General features: G+C 44.2%; 13 protein-coding genes. 2 read left to right on the forward strand and 11 right to left on the reverse strand.

What is annotated here, in order from left to right:
* Positions 1 to 44: 44 nt before the first annotated feature.
* The 6 genes from apaH to lptD all read right to left on the reverse strand — a co-directional run bounded on the left by apaH (position 45) and on the right by lptD (position 6,821).
* Positions 45 to 848 (reverse strand): bis(5'-nucleosyl)-tetraphosphatase (symmetrical) ApaH, encoded by an 804-nt coding sequence (apaH, locus tag ACTRWI_RS08660; RefSeq protein ID WP_499130563.1) that lies wholly within the window; start codon positions 846 to 848, stop codon positions 45 to 47.
* Between the two features lie 27 nt (positions 849 to 875).
* A complete protein-coding gene (gene apaG, locus ACTRWI_RS08665) occupies positions 876 to 1,256 on the reverse strand; it encodes a Co2+/Mg2+ efflux facilitator ApaG/CorD (protein ID WP_004740817.1) in 381 nt (126 codons plus the stop codon).
* Positions 1,257 to 1,345: 89 nt separating this feature from the next.
* On the reverse strand, positions 1,346 to 2,161 hold the full coding sequence (rsmA, locus tag ACTRWI_RS08670) for a 16S rRNA (adenine(1518)-N(6)/adenine(1519)-N(6))-dimethyltransferase RsmA (RefSeq protein ID WP_063523468.1): 816 nt from the start codon (positions 2,159 to 2,161) through the stop codon (positions 1,346 to 1,348).
* Positions 2,158 to 3,147, reverse strand: coding sequence for a 4-hydroxythreonine-4-phosphate dehydrogenase PdxA (gene pdxA / locus ACTRWI_RS08675; protein WP_499130566.1), 990 nt, complete (start codon positions 3,145 to 3,147; stop codon positions 2,158 to 2,160). The genes rsmA and pdxA overlap by 4 nt, the downstream gene beginning before the upstream one ends.
* On the reverse strand, positions 3,137 to 4,432 hold the full coding sequence (gene surA, locus ACTRWI_RS08680) for a peptidylprolyl isomerase SurA (RefSeq protein ID WP_499130567.1): 1,296 nt from the start codon (positions 4,430 to 4,432) through the stop codon (positions 3,137 to 3,139). The genes pdxA and surA overlap by 11 nt, the downstream gene beginning before the upstream one ends.
* Positions 4,433 to 4,475: 43 nt before the next feature.
* On the reverse strand, positions 4,476 to 6,821 hold the full coding sequence (lptD, locus tag ACTRWI_RS08685) for an LPS assembly protein LptD (RefSeq protein ID WP_499130569.1): 2,346 nt from the start codon (positions 6,819 to 6,821) through the stop codon (positions 4,476 to 4,478).
* Between the two features lie 147 nt (positions 6,822 to 6,968).
* Between lptD and djlA the strand changes: the two genes are divergently transcribed.
* Together djlA and ACTRWI_RS08695 are read left to right on the forward strand one after the other, a co-directional pair.
* Complete coding sequence (gene djlA, locus ACTRWI_RS08690; protein WP_499130571.1) at positions 6,969 to 7,823, forward strand: co-chaperone DjlA; 855 nt, start codon at positions 6,969 to 6,971, stop codon at positions 7,821 to 7,823.
* A 60-nt stretch (positions 7,824 to 7,883) separates the two neighbouring features.
* Positions 7,884 to 8,429: a DUF924 family protein gene (locus ACTRWI_RS08695; protein ID WP_499130572.1), complete on the forward strand. Its 546-nt coding sequence runs from the start codon at positions 7,884 to 7,886 to the stop codon at positions 8,427 to 8,429.
* 92 nt (positions 8,430 to 8,521) lie between these two features.
* Here the strand turns inward: ACTRWI_RS08695 and ACTRWI_RS08700 are convergent, their stop codons facing one another.
* The 5 genes from ACTRWI_RS08700 to leuA form a co-directional block, all read right to left on the reverse strand.
* Positions 8,522 to 9,304: a DUF547 domain-containing protein gene (locus ACTRWI_RS08700; RefSeq protein WP_499130574.1), complete on the reverse strand. Its 783-nt coding sequence runs from the start codon at positions 9,302 to 9,304 to the stop codon at positions 8,522 to 8,524.
* 184 nt (positions 9,305 to 9,488) lie between these two features.
* Complete coding sequence (gene leuD / locus ACTRWI_RS08705) at positions 9,489 to 10,091, reverse strand: 3-isopropylmalate dehydratase small subunit (RefSeq protein WP_499130576.1); 603 nt, start codon at positions 10,089 to 10,091, stop codon at positions 9,489 to 9,491.
* A 14-nt stretch (positions 10,092 to 10,105) separates the two neighbouring features.
* Entirely contained in the window at positions 10,106 to 11,518 is a 1,413-nt protein-coding gene (gene leuC / locus ACTRWI_RS08710; protein WP_499130577.1) for a 3-isopropylmalate dehydratase large subunit, read from the reverse strand.
* Between the two features lie 110 nt (positions 11,519 to 11,628).
* Positions 11,629 to 12,720 (reverse strand): 3-isopropylmalate dehydrogenase, encoded by a 1,092-nt coding sequence (leuB, locus tag ACTRWI_RS08715; RefSeq protein ID WP_499130579.1) that lies wholly within the window; start codon positions 12,718 to 12,720, stop codon positions 11,629 to 11,631.
* Positions 12,721 to 12,816: 96 nt separating this feature from the next.
* The gene (gene leuA / locus ACTRWI_RS08720; protein WP_499130581.1) at positions 12,817 to 14,364 is read right to left on the reverse strand and encodes a 2-isopropylmalate synthase; all 1,548 of its coding nucleotides are present in this window, start codon (positions 14,362 to 14,364) and stop codon (positions 12,817 to 12,819) included.
* Positions 14,365 to 14,930: the final 566 nt, after the last annotated feature.

Below are 14,930 nucleotides of genomic sequence, written 5' to 3' on the forward strand. Positions count from 1 at the left end.
TGTCGTATGTCGTATGTCGTATGTCGTATGTCGTATCTCTTTTTTTATAGCGCTTTTTGAGTAAAAAACTGTTTGTCTTCCCAGCGAAGTGCCGTTAGCTCCCCTCCCCAAACGCATCCAGTATCTAGTCCAATAACATCTTTACCTTGATAGCCTTCAAGTGCAGCCCAGTGGCCAAAAACAACCGTTTTATCGAGCTTAATACGTTGTGGAAGGTCAAACCATGGCACTAATGGTTCATTAGTAATTTCACTTGGTGGTAGTTTGCATGCCATATCAAGCCGAGCATCGGTAAAGCAGAAACGCATTCTAGTCAGGCTGTTGATCGCATAGCGATACCGTTCAATACTGCGTAAATTCACGTCCCATAGATCAGGTGTATTGCTATACATATTTTCGATGAGCCACTGCCACTTGTTTGATTGTAATAGGGCGACGACTTCATGATTCTCTATGCGAGCTTGTTCAAGGCCCCATTGTGGTGAAATACCAGCATGAGACACTATGAACTCAGGATGTTCTTGAATTAACGGTTGATGCCTCAACCATTCGAGTAGTGGCTCACGGTCTTCAGCATCAAGTATAGCTTGCGTCCTATCTTTAGGCTTTGCTGGAAACAATCCTAGAGATACCGCGAGCAGGTGTAGGTCGTGATTGCCCAATACCACCTTTGCCGAGTCACCTAAACCACGAATAAAGCGAAGTGTTTCTAGAGACTTAGGGCCTCGGGCTACTAAGTCTCCAGCGACCCACAAGGTATCGTGTTGTTGGTTAAAATTGATGGTTTCGAGCAATAACTGAAGTTCGTCGAAGCACCCTTGGATGTCTCCGACAATATAATTAGACACTGTATTTTCCTATGGCTGCAAAGGTAGTTAGTTAAGGATGTTAGGGATAGCGAGTCTGAATGGGTCGACTTCGGCAATAAAATCGATGCCCTTATGATCGGTCATGACATAGTGACCCTGCATGACGCCCACAGGTGTTTCGATAACCGTACCACTGGTGTAAGTGTATTCGTCGTTGGATTCGATAATCGGCTGCTGACCAACCACACCATCGCCTTCAATCGTCAGTTGCTTGCCGTTAGAGTCGGTAATTAACCAGCGACGTGACATGAGTTGAACCGTACTTTTACTTAGGTTTTTAATGGTAATTATATAGGCGAAGACATAACGATTCTTCGTAGGCTCAGACTGCTCCTCTATGTACTTAGAGTGCACCTGGCATTTGATACAAGGCGTAGATATATCCATATTCGCACCTTTTGTTGTTGATATACTTAATGTAATTAAAGTATTACATAAAAAAGGCTCCTAACCGAAGTGTAGGAGCCTTTTTTATTTTATTTGTCAGCGTTGTGGTTGTCGTGCAACCAGTTCGCCATATCGACAAACTGTTCGAGTGTTAGGTTCTCAGGACGCATGCTTGGGTTGATGCCAAGCTCTTCTAGTACGTCCTTATCAATCAGACTCTTGTAGCAGTTACGAACTGTCTTACGACGTTGGTTAAAGCCCTCACGGCATACGCGATCTAGCCATTTTAGGTCTTTAGCCGGGTAAGGCAGCACTTCGTATGGCTGAAGACGCACAACTGCAGAGTCTACCTTCGGTGGTGGAACGAAAGCCGTTGGTGGCACTTCTAGTACAGGTGTGACTTTACAGTAGTATTGAGCCATTACCGTCAGACGACCGTATGCTTTGCTACCAGGACCTGCAGCTAGGCGGTTCACCACTTCTTTTTGTAGCATAAAGTGCATGTCTTTGATGTCTTTATGGAATTCAAAAAGGTGGAACATCAGCGGCGTCGAGATGTTGTATGGCAAGTTACCAAAGATACGAAGCTTGTTGTTTGGTTTAACAAGTTGCTCGAAGTCGAACTTCATCGCATCACCTTCGTGGATCGTCAGCTTATCAGCGAGATCCGGGTGGTTACGAAGACGTTCTGCAAGGTCTCTATCCAATTCGATAACAGTAAATTTATCGACAAGCTTACCTACCGGCTCAGTAATTGCGCCAAGGCCTGGACCGATTTCTACTAGGTTTTGACCTGGTAGTGGGTTAATGCTCGATACGATGCCATCAATAATGTATGGATCGTTAAGGAAGTTTTGACCAAAACGTTTACGCGCTTTGTGTCCTAAGTGGACATCATTTCTCATTGCTTTTTCTCTACTAATTCAATGGCGTGCGTGAGCGCTGTTCTAAAGCTCCCTGTATCGGCCTGGCCTTTCCCGGCCAAGTCTAAGGCGGTACCGTGGTCGACTGATGTACGAATAAACGGCAAGCCAAGCGTGATGTTCACTGAGCGACCAAACCCTTTGTATTTCAATACCGGGAGTACTTGGTCGTGATACATACCTAAAACAGCATCTGCATCTTGCAAATATTTTTCATTAAAGATGGTATCTGCTGGCAAAGGGCCAACCAAATTAATCCCATCTTTTTGACGAATTTTTTCTAGCGTTGGGGTGATAGTTTCGATCTCTTCACGCCCTAAACAACCATCTTCACCGGCATGTGGATTCAAACCACATACGTAGATAGTTGGTTTCTCAAGCGCAAATTTTTCGACCAAATCTTTATTCAGAATCGCAATGATTTGCTCTAATCTGTCTTCAGTCACTGCTTGAGATACATCAGCTAGTGGGATATGTGTTGTTACTAATGCAACACGCAGCCCTTCTGTTGCCAACATCATTACCACAAGTGGCGTGTTGGACTTCTCTGCAAAGAACTCGGTATGGCCGCTAAAAGCAACGCCAGCTCGGTTAATTACACCCTTGTGAACAGGGCCGGTGACAATAGCATCAAATTCATCATTCATACAGCCAATTGCTGCGGTTTCTAAAGTATTTAATACGTAATGACCATTAGCTTCGTTAAGTTGGCCTACAACAGCGCTTTCAGCAAGTGGAATGTGTTTCACAACCAGTGTGCCAGAGCGTTGTGGCTGCTTTGGTGCAGCTGCGTCGTAATCTAACAACTCTACTTCAATACCCAGCAGTTCAGCACGTTCCGCCAGTAGGTTTATATCTGCACAAACCACAAGTTGGTGAGGCCAGCTTTCTTGGGATAGAGCCAGCGTCAAATCTGGGCCTATCCCGGCTGGTTCACCTGCAGTAATGACAATACGTTTAGTTGTCATCTTGGTCATCCTCAACCATTTCAACAAAGGCACTCGCTCTTATTTCTTGGAGCCAAGCTCCTGCTTCTTCGTTGAACTTACGATTAAATAAAATTTGGTAAGCTTTGTTTTTCAAAGCGGAATCTGTACGGTCGACTTCGCGACGGTCCAGTACTTCGACAATGTGCCAGCCATGAACGGTTTTAAATGGCGCACTGATTTTACCTTCCGGCAGTGTTTCTACTTGGTGTTTGAACTCAGGAACATATAAGTCAGGTGTTTGATAGCCTAGTTCGCCACCTTGAACGGCTGAGCCAGGGTCTTGGCTGTATTCCTGAGCCAGGTCATCAAAGCTTGCTTCACCGGCGTTTACACGATGTGCGATCTCTTCAAGCTGCTCTTTAGCACCGTCATCGCTTAAGATTACGGTTGGTTTTATCAAGATATGACGAGCATTCACTTCAGTAACTGCTACGGTTTCCAAGCCTTTTACATCTTCAATTTTTAGAATGTGGAAGCCGACACCGCTGCGGAAAGGACCAATGATGCTGCCTTTATTTTGCATTTTGATTTGATCTGCAAAGATGGTTGGCATCTCTTCTTTACGCATCCAACCCCAATCACCACCTTGTAGGGCTTTAGGGCCTTTAGAGTAAGTATAAGCCATGGTGTTAAAGTCTTTATCTGAGTTAAGCTCTTCTACAAGTTCTTTTGCTTGAGCTTCTAGCTCTTCTTTGGTTTGGTCATCGTTGAAACGAAGTTGAATGTGCCCAATCTTGTATTGAACTGTCGCATTCGTCTCTTGAGCAAGAATATCCGCTAGGTTATCTACTTCTGCTGGAAGAATATTGATTCGACGACGAACAAGAGCGTTACGCGCTTCACTTGCCGCGATCTCTTTTCTGACTTGCTCACGGAATGCGTTGTAGCTCAGGCCTTCTTCTGCAACTGAATCAGTGAGTTGCTCTACGGTTTGGTTGTTGTCTTTGGCGATGCCCTCAATCGCTTGATCAAGTCGAGCATCATCAATACGAACACCGATACGCTCTGCTTCTTGTGTTTGGATGGTATCGATAATCAGCTTTTCAAGTACTTGCTCATCAAGCACGTCTTGAGAGGGTAATGTCTGACCGCTCTTCTTCGCGTTTGCTCGTAAAGTTTTCATCGACGTATCGATGTCGCTCTGCAAGATCACGCCTTCGTTTACGATCACTCTTACGCTATCGAGCTCAACTGGCGTAGCAAAGCTTGTTGATGCAGTGCAAGCTGCTGCGATAGCGATTAGTGTATGTTTCCACAATGTCATGTGTAATCCTTTAAATTTACTGATGTTTTATCAATAAAGAAAATTAGTTATTTAAAAAGAATGGGCGTCCGTAGCTCAAAGAGTTATTAGCACTGCTTTCTCCAATAGCCCCAGAGTCTGAGCCAAGATTGGTACCGAAGCCAACAATGCCAAAGTTCACGGCGAAGTTATTGTCATAGACAGGTGTCGCATTTGATGTGTTTATGTAATCGCCTTTCCAACTACTTAGTTGATTGCTATAGGTAAAGCCGATGTACCAACAATCCGATTTGTAATTGAGTTGAGCTAACCACTCTAGCTCTTCTTTTGTGGTTAAATCATAAAAGTACTGGGCACTTGCATTCCATTTAGGCGAAATCTGGTAAGCACCGAGTAAGCCTGCTTGAGAAATACCATCTTTAGTCATGGAACCAACATTAAAGTCAACAGTATCTTCAATGTACTCTTTAGTTACGTAGCGGTAGTTAGTTTGAATGTAGCCGTCGGCAAAACGGTATTCAATGGTGCTATTGGCGAGTTGCATTGCCGATGTATCGACATCGTACTGCACACCACCATGGTAGAATAGGTAGTCATCATAGTTAAAGTCTGCCTCTACCGCCCAAGATGAGTAGTTTGAGTCTTTATTAGGCTCGTTGGTGTGTAATTTTTGCTTGGTCTCTTTATCGATATAAAAAATCTGGCCGAAAGAAATATTGAGACGTTCCCTATATTCATCATCAAAGAAACGAGATGAGGCGCCATAGCTTACTTGATTTGCTGCAGCAATACGGTCTACACCACTGTATTTTCGACTTCTAAATAAGCCGTAATAATCGGTTTGTAATAATGTTGTGTCGTATAGGCCAATATTGCTTTGGTCTTTATCTGGGACATACAAATACTGAACCTGTGGCTCGAGTGTTTGAGTGTAGTTACCAACAATAGTGGTACCACGTTCAAGAACGATACCTGCATGACTTCGAAACTCAGGGATAACTCGACTTACCGATTCGTCTAAGTCTTCGTAGGCAGAACCTGCACCTGTGTCCACACCATCGAGGTCTTGCTGGTAGTAGGTACCTAGCAGGCGAGCTTCTGTTGTCCAAGTCCCCCAAGTATTTCCTATCGGTATGGTAAACCCTGGTTCAACATGGACACGGGACGCAGATGGTTTGCCTTTCGCGTCAGTGTCAAATAGTGAAACATGACTGATCATGTCAAAGTCCAAGTACTCCATAACCTTTGGGGCATAGTAATCATATTCAACTTGTGGCATTAGGCGGTAAGGTTGGTTATTTGGAGTTAAAACTTGAAAATCTCGCACGAGTACAGATGCGTTCCAGTTTTGAGAACGGTAGGTTGCTTTACCTTCTTGTAGTAATTGACCGTCTTCACGCTTACCAATGCTACTTGAGGTAATATCTCTGAAGTAATCGTTGTCACTGACTTTAGAGTAGTCTGTCTCAAATAACCATGCTTCTTTGAAGATACCTGTGTGCTGCCATTGTGTTCCCCAGCGGTCGCCTTTATCTTTAAATTTCTTATCGTCGGGCAGGTACTCTGAATTTATGTTGCCTGAACCTAAATCGCTTAAGTAACGGAACTTACTGTTAAGTTGTGTGCCGCGCTTTTCCATGTACTTCAAAGTTGTTTCTAAATCGTAGTTTGGTGCCAAGTTCCAATACACGGGGATCTCAGTTTCAAAACCATCTTTTGAACCGTATGACACGGTTGGGTACAGGAAACCTGTCTTACGTGTATCACCAATAGGGACGGTTAGGAAAGGTAGGTAAAATACAGGGACACTTTGAATTTCAAAGCGAGGATTGTAAAAAGTGGCTTGTTCTTCATTTTGGTCAACATCGATACTCGATGCCCTCAGACGCCAAGCGTTATCACCAATAGGACAAGAGGTGATCGAGCCGTCTTCGATTTCATAAACCGCTTTGCCTGTTCTTGCGATATAAACGGCATCGCCACGGCCTGGTTCACATAGAAATTCGTAGTCGGTATTTTCTAGCGTCATTTCATCTGTAGTCAGATTATTAGTTGCTCTGTCCGATACTGATTTAATTTGACCGTCACTAAAGTTAACGTTGCCTTCAGCTACAACGATGTTTTCTTGTTGATGAAGGGTCACATTATCGGCAAGGATGGTCTTGTTTCCTTGCGTTACTCTTACGTCACCTGAGTATATTGCCTTGTCACCATTGATAGCCTCTAAGCGATCAGACTCAACATGAGCGGGTTGTTGAGCCTCGTTTTCTGCAGCGGGCTCGATCAAGCATTGATCTATAGAGGGCATTTCCTGCACACTACTATCGGTTATTGTTTCAGCTTGAGTTGTCGACACGTATAACGCTGTACTTATAGACGCGGCTAACAAGGTGCGGGAAAAAGATTGCATGAAGTTGAACTATCCTGTGTCACTAGATGAAGGGTTGATCTAGTATCAATCCAATAAAAAGCATTTTCCTTATGATAAAGGAAATATTAGCATTCAGCATCATCAGACAGCATTACTCAGATAAAATTCATAGATAGAGAACACATAATGCAAATATTTGGCAAAATTTTGGGCGCTTTCTTTGGCTTTCTATTTGGAGGCCCACTTGGTTTAGTTTTTGGCCTGTTTTTAGGGCACCAATTCGATAAAGCTCGCCGATTGAACCAGTCTGGGTTCAATACCTCTGGTTTTGGGCGTGGGCCAAACCAAGCAGAAAGACAAAATGAGTTTTTCAAATCTGCATTTGCAGTTATGGGACATGTTGCTAAAGCGAAAGGCCAAGTAACTCGCGAAGAGATTCAACTAGCTTCCACTATGATGGAACGTATGAATCTTCATGGCGAGCAACGCCGGGCGGCACAAGATGCATTCCGTGAAGGAAAAGAGAGCGACTTCCCGCTAAATGATGTCCTAGAACGCGTAAAACTCTCATCGGGTGGACGTTTTGACCTCCTTCAGTTCTTTCTTGAATTGCAAGTATCAGCAGCGTTCGCTGATGGAAGCTTGCATCCAAGTGAACGTCAGGTCCTTCATAAGATTGCTCAAGGTCTTGGTTTTTCTGCAGAACAACTTGAACGCCGTTTACAGATGCAAGAGGCGGCATTCCGTTTCCAGCAACAGGGTGGAAGCTTCGGTGGTGGTCATCACAAAGGCCAGTCGTCAGGTTGGCAACAAGCATCCCAACAAAACCAACTTGGCGATGCATTTAAGGTTCTAGGTGTAAGTGAAAGTGCGGATGGCAAGGAAGTGAAAAAGGCCTACCGTAAGCTGATGAATGAGCACCACCCAGATAAACTGATGGCGAAAGGTCTACCGCCAGAAATGATGGACGTTGCGAAAGAGAAATCACAAGAAATTCAAAATGCTTACGACCTTATTAAAAAGGTCAAAGGATTTAAGTAATCGGATACAAAGCCGAGTAATGATAAGAGGTTACTCGGCTTTTTATTTAAAGGAATAAATATGACTATCAGTTATCGAGACGTTCTAGACTTTTGGTTTGACGAATTAACACCAAAGGACTGGTTTAATGGCGGTGAATACATTGATGCTTTGATTAAAGAGCGATTCTCAGATTTACATCAAGCGGCGATTCAGGGAGAGCTGTTTGAATGGCGCCAAACTGCACATGGGCGCTTAGCTGAGATTATTGTACTGGACCAGTTTTCAAGAAACCTCGGTAGAAACAGCCATGCTGCATTTGCAGCTGACTCTATGGCGCTAGCATTGGCTCAGGAAGCCGTAGTTGGTGGTTTTGACCATCAACTTAACCAGCAACAGAAAAGCTTTTTATACATGCCTTACATGCACAGCGAGTCACTGTTAATTCATGAGCAGGCGGTTGAGTTGTTTTCTCAAACTGGCTTAGAAAATAATCTTGAGTTTGAGTTTAAGCACAAGGTTATCATTGAGCGTTTTGGTCGCTATCCGCATCGTAATGAGGTGTTAGGAAGAACATCAACGCCAGAAGAGATTGAGTTTTTGCAGCAGCCTGGTTCAAGTTTCTAGCTATAAAATACAGTTAAATAGATGCAAAGAGGCTAGTGGCTAATATACCACTAGCCTCTTTTTGGTTTTAGTCGTGAGCGACTGGCAGCAAGCTATTTTGCTTGGTTGAGTAACCAGTCGTAGTCATAGCTGATCTTGTTGGCACTTGGTACTGGCTTAGTTCGATATTGGTTTAGATGTTGAATCAGCTGTTCTCTGTTTCCAAAATCTACATCGAACCATTCATAAATGGAGGATAGCTGAAGCTTACTATTCTTAACTAGTACACCCTTGTCACTATTGACAAACTCAGAGGCCGCTTGTTCCAGTAGAGTTTCGGTGTTGTCTGCGGTAAAAGCTTGAGGCTGAAGGTTTGGACAGCCGAGGCTAGCACAGTTTACGGCGTAGTGTGTACGTGGCTCTTGCCATATAGGTCTTAAAATACGGTGCTCAATATCGTTGAGTGTCAGTGACTTATCATTTACTGATACGACATTGTCTCCCCATGGCCCAAAACTAAATAGGCCGCCGAGCTTAGTAATAGATTTAACTGGGTAGGCATCGAGAATCAGTTCAACAGTAACGACATTGTATAGGTTGATCCAGTAAGCGTACTGCTCTGCTTTTGAGTATTCGAGTGGGTTTACCTGCTCCAACTGTCTGATGTATTGATTCAGTTTTGACTTATCTGCCTTGGTTACCGCTTGATAACGCACTAACGTATTTTGCCCCTGTTTAACCAAGTAGCTATCGAGGAATTGCTGCCAGCTTTGATGAGAAACTTGTTCTGAGTTGGCCTCATTACTTTGATTCCAGTATGGCCACAATTCAGATTTCGGTGCTGACCAAGCTAAGGTTGAAAAAAGTAGGCTGATAATAACGAGTAGTGGTTTCATGGCATTCTCCTGATAGCTGACTACTAAGACCTTATGCTTTACGGTTTTCTTTCATGGCTCTGCAATTAAGTAATAGATCTGAGTTTGATAGACACTTTAAGCTAAAGCTGAACCAAATAAAAAAGGTTGGCGCTGAGCCAACCTTTTCGAACTTTGAAAACTGCTTTTTCTATTGCAGGCTTCTTTATTTTAGGAAGCTTGGAATTTTCTCTTCATACGCAGAAATCTTATCTGCGTGCTGCAGCGTTAGGCCGATGTTGTCTAAGCCATTCAGTAGGCAGTGACGACGGAACTCATCAATTTCAAACGAGTACTCTTTACCATTTGCACTCACTTTCATTTCTTCTAGATCAACAGTGACCTCTGCGCCTTCATTCGCTTCTACGAATTGGAAAATCTCATCCACTTCTTGTTCAGTCAATCGAACCGGAACCATTTGGTTGTTGATTGAGTTACCGTAGAAGATGTCTGCAAAGCTTGGAGCAATCATCACTTGGATACCGTAATCAGCAAGTGCCCAAGGTGCGTGTTCACGAGATGAGCCACAACCAAAGTTCTCACGAGCAAGCAGGATTGAAGCGCCTTGGTAGCGAGGAGCATTCATCACAAATTCTGGGTTTGGTTGTTCACCCACATCGTCTAGGAAGCGCCAGTCATGGAATAAGTGTTTACCAAAACCAATGCGGTTTACTTTCTGTAGGAACTGCTTTGGAATGATCGCATCAGTATCGATGTTGGCCGTATCTAGAGGAACGACTAATCCGGTGTGTTGTTGAAAACCTGACATGTTAAATCCTCTAATTAAAGTTCACGAATATCGACAAAGTGACCAGCGATCGCTGCGGCTGCAGCCATCGCAGGGCTAACTAAATGCGTACGACCATCACGGCCTTGGCGACCTTCAAAGTTACGGTTTGATGTAGAAGCACAGCGCTCTTGTGGACCAAGACGGTCGTTGTTCATTGCAAGACACATAGAACAACCCGGTAGGCGCCATTCAAAACCGGCTTCTTTGAAGATAACATCCAAGCCTTCTGCTTCAGCTTGAGCTTTCACTTGCTCAGAGCCCGGAACGATAAGCGCTTGTACATGTTTAGCCACTTGGCGACCTTTCGCTACCGCTGCTGCTGCACGCATGTCTTCGATACGAGAGTTAGTACAAGAGCCAACAAACACTTTATTTACGTTGTAATCTGATAGAGATTTGCCCGCTTCTAGGCCCATGTATGCCAATGCTTTTTCAGCTGATGCTTTTTCAACAGGATCTGCGAAGCTTTCTGGTGCTGGGATAGGTGCATCAACAGAAATTACCTGACCAGGGTTAGTGCCCCACGTCACTTGTGGTTTGATGTCTGCGGCTTCTAGAGTGACTACAGCATCAAATTCAGCATCAGCATCGGTTTTTAGTGTGTTCCAGTATTCAACGGCTGCGTCAAACTCTTCACCTTCTGGAGAGAACTTACGACCTTTGATGTACTCGTAGGTGGTTTCATCCGGTGCAATCAGGCCAGCTTTAGCGCCCAGCTCGATAGCCATGTTACATACCGTCATACGGCCTTCCATTGTAAGGTCGGTAATCGCCTCACCACAGAATTCAACCACGTAGCCAGTACCGCCAGCCGCCGTTGTTTTACCGATGATCGCTAGCACGATGTCTTTGGCTGTAATGCCCGGAGCAACCTTGCCTTTTACTTCGATCTTCATGGTTTTAGCGCGAGCTTGCTTTAGCGTTTGAGTCGCTAGCACGTGCTCTACCTCTGAAGTACCGATACCAAAGGCGAGTGAACCAAATGCGCCGTGTGTCGCTGTGTGCGAGTCACCACAAACGATGGTCATACCCGGCAGAGTGATACCTAGTTCAGGGCCCATTACGTGCACAATACCTTGGTATTTGTGGTTTAGGTCGTAAAGCGTTACACCAAACTCTTCACAGTTTTTTGATAGCGTTTCCATCTGGATACGCGCCATCTCGCCAGAAGCATTAATGTCTTTGGTTTGAGTTGATACGTTGTGATCCATGGTCGCGAAAGTCTTGCCTACTTGGCGAACTTTACGGCCTTTTTCACGCAGACCATCAAAGGCTTGAGGTGACGTTACTTCGTGAACCAGGTGACGGTCGATATAAAGAATCGGGTTTTCGCCTTCCGCTGCTACTGCAACGTGCGCGTCGTAAACTTTTTCGTATAAGGTTTTGGCTTGCTGGTTTGTCGACATAGCTTTTCTTCCTTGGGAGCATTAGTCCCAGTGTTTGTTTCTAGCCAAGTTAGGTACTTTGGATGACTTGGCTTGATATTATTCTTATGTACTTGCTTAAGAGCGTTTGCTTACGAAGCTAAGATATACTCTGCAATCTTGTCACCCATTTCAGAGGTGGTTAGCGCTTGTTTATCGCCTGCTAGATCTGCCGTTAGCTCGCCTGCTGAAAGCGCTTTAGATACCGCTGTTTCGATGTCTTGTGCTGCCGCTTCTTCGCCTAGGCTGTAACGAAGCATCAGCGCTGCAGAAAGAATTTGTGCGACTGGGTTTGCGATGTTCTTGCCTGCGATATCTGGAGCACTGCCGCCCGCTGGTTCGTATAGACCAAAGTTACTTTCGTTCAAGCTTGCAGAAGGAAGCATCCCCATAGAGCCTGTGATCATTGCGCACTCATCAGAGATGATGTCGCCGAAGATATTTGAACATAGCATTACGTCAAACTGAGAAGGATCTTTGATTAGCTGCATGGTCGCGTTGTCGATGTACATGTGGTTTAGCGTTACATCTGGGTAATCTTTTGCGATTTCTTCAACTACTTCACGCCATAAGATGGAGCTCTGTAGAACGTTCGCTTTATCGATTGAGTAAACGTTTTTGTTACGTAGACGTGCAGATTCGAAAGCAATCTTTGCAATGCGCTCGATTTCGTAGCGGTGGTAAATCTCTGTATCAAAAGCCTTTTCAGTTGCGCCTTCGCCTTCACGACCTTTAGGTTGACCGAAGTAGATACCGCCAGTTAGCTCGCGTACTACCACGATGTCAAAACCGCACTCAGAGATATCAGCACGAAGTGGAGAGAAAGACTCTAAACCCTTGTGAATTTGCGCAGGGCGTAGGTTACAGAACAGTTGGAAGTGTTTACGTAGAGGAAGTAGGGCACCACGTTCAGGTTGGTCATTGGGTGGAAGGTGTTCCCACTTAGGACCACCAACTGAGCCGAAAAGTACTGCGTCAGACTCTTCACAACCTTTCACTGTAGATTCTGGTAGTGGACAACCGTGGTTATCAATTGCAATACCGCCAACATCATACTCTTCGCGAGAAAAGCTAATTGCATGCTTCTTTTCGATCGCGTCTAGCACCTTATGTGCTTGCTGCATTACTTCTGGGCCAATGCCATCACCAGGTAGTACGGCAATTTTGTATGATTTATCAGTCATGTTAATCCTTTAATTCTTGTTACTGAGCTATTTGGCTCGTTTTAAATTTTGTCCCTAAAGCCAATAACATCGGCTCTAGGGCTCTGTTATTGGGTTTTAAACTGTCGCGATTTTTTGTTGCTTCATTTCAGCAATGGTGTCTGCACGTTGAATGCTGTTGATAACGTGCAATAGTGCCTGACCAGAAGCTTCAACAATATCGGTTGAAACACCTGTACCGTGGTACTTACGGCCCTTGTAATTAGCAATGATGTCCGCTTGGCCTAAACCATCTTCACCTTCACCTTTCGCGGTTAGGTCGAACTTGTCTAGTACGATTTCGTAGCCAGTTAAGCGGTAGATACATTGGTATAGAGCGTCAACTGGACCATTACCAACAGCCGCTTCGCACTTCTCTTCATCACCACATTGCAGTTTGATGCTGGTTGTAGACATTACACTACCAGATTGTACGCTTAGGTAGTTAAGTTTATAGAAGTCATCTTCGTCACGTAGGTTTGCGAAGTGCATTAATGCTTCTAAGTCGTAATCGAAGACTTGACCTTTACGGTCAGCAAGCTTCAAGAAGTCTTCGTACAATGAATCTAGGCTGTACTCGTTGTCTTTGTAACCCATTGCATCCATATGGCTCTTAACAGCAGCACGACCACTACGGCTTGTTAGGTTCAAAGCCTTGTTTTTCAAGCCAATAGACTCAGGAGTCATGATCTCGTAAGTGTTTTTGTTCTTTAGCATGCCATCTTGGTGGATACCTGAAGAGTGGCTGAATGCGTTAGCACCAACGATCGCTTTGTTGTCTTGAATTGGCATGTGGCAAAGCTGGCTCACCAACTTACTGGTGCGGTGGATCTCTTGGTGATCAAGGCCAGTATGAACGCCTAATAACTCTTGGCGAGTTTTGATGATCATTGCGATCTCTTCTAAAGAACAGTTACCCGCACGCTCACCAATGCCGTTAATGGTACCTTCAACTTGTCGAGCACCAGCTTGTACCGCTGCGATTGAGTTAGCAACCGACATGCCTAAGTCATCGTGACAGTGAACAGAGATGATCGCTTGATCGATGTTTGGTACGCGCTCAAATAGCGTTTTGATAATACCGCCAAACTCGTTAGGTACTGTGTAACCCACTGTATCTGGAATGTTGATGGTTTTTGCGCCAGCGTTGATGGCTGCTTCAACCATGCGACATAGATTATCGATAGGCGTACGACCTGCATCTTCGCAAGAGAACTCAACATCGTCTGTGTAGTTACGTGCGTGTTTAACTGCTTTTACTGCCATCTCAACCACGTCATCGTAGCTGCGACGAAGCTTGTCTTGTACGTGTACTGTCGACGTAGAAATAAAGGTATGAATACGGAACTGCTCAGCCACTTTTAACGCTTCAGCAGCTGCATCGATATCTTTCGCTACCGCACGAGAAAGCGCACAGATTCGGCTATCTTTAATGTTCTTGGCGATAGTTTGTACTGACTCAAAATCACCTGGTGATGACACTGGGAAGCCAGCTTCGATTACGTCCACACCCAGTCTTTCAAGTGCATAAGCAATTTGTAACTTCTCTTTTACTGTCAGGCTTGCAGCTAGAGCTTGCTCGCCGTCACGTAAAGTCGTATCAAAAATTATCACTTGATCGTTCATGTGTGCTTCCTTATATCGATATTGTATCGATTGCTATCCAAGTTATTATTAAGAATGATGTTCTTTTAAAAGTGCCAGTTACAAAAAAACCCGCTCAGCGCGGGTTTTAATATTTGTGTAGTTCTTGACCCACAACTTACCCGCGCGATTGGTTCACGATAAGGAGAAGTTTCAGCAGTCGAGAAGAAGAAAAAATCATTACACAAATATCCGTAAATAAACTGTTAACAACATATGTACCGTAATTTATTCTGAGCGTCAAACAAGAAAATCCAATATCAGCATACATTCGCGGCGTTTTGGTTTGGTTTGTGCTGGTAGGGTTGATTTTATTGGTTTTATCATCTGCTTGGGGTTTTTAGGTTGGGCGGTTAGTTTATCGTTTGGCTTATGTGTAGGTTAAAACTTTGTAGTAAATCTTTTTAATGGAACGATTCACCCAAAAATCACAAGCGCATTTAAATTAATTAATCATTTGATTAAATAGTGAGTAATTAATCTTCTGCCAGCGTATCGATTTATCCCTATAATTAATCGTGTGATTAATTAGGTTAGTAGGTTTAGTG

This window comes from Pseudoalteromonas sp. G5_S1_14_S5 (assembly GCF_054968605.1).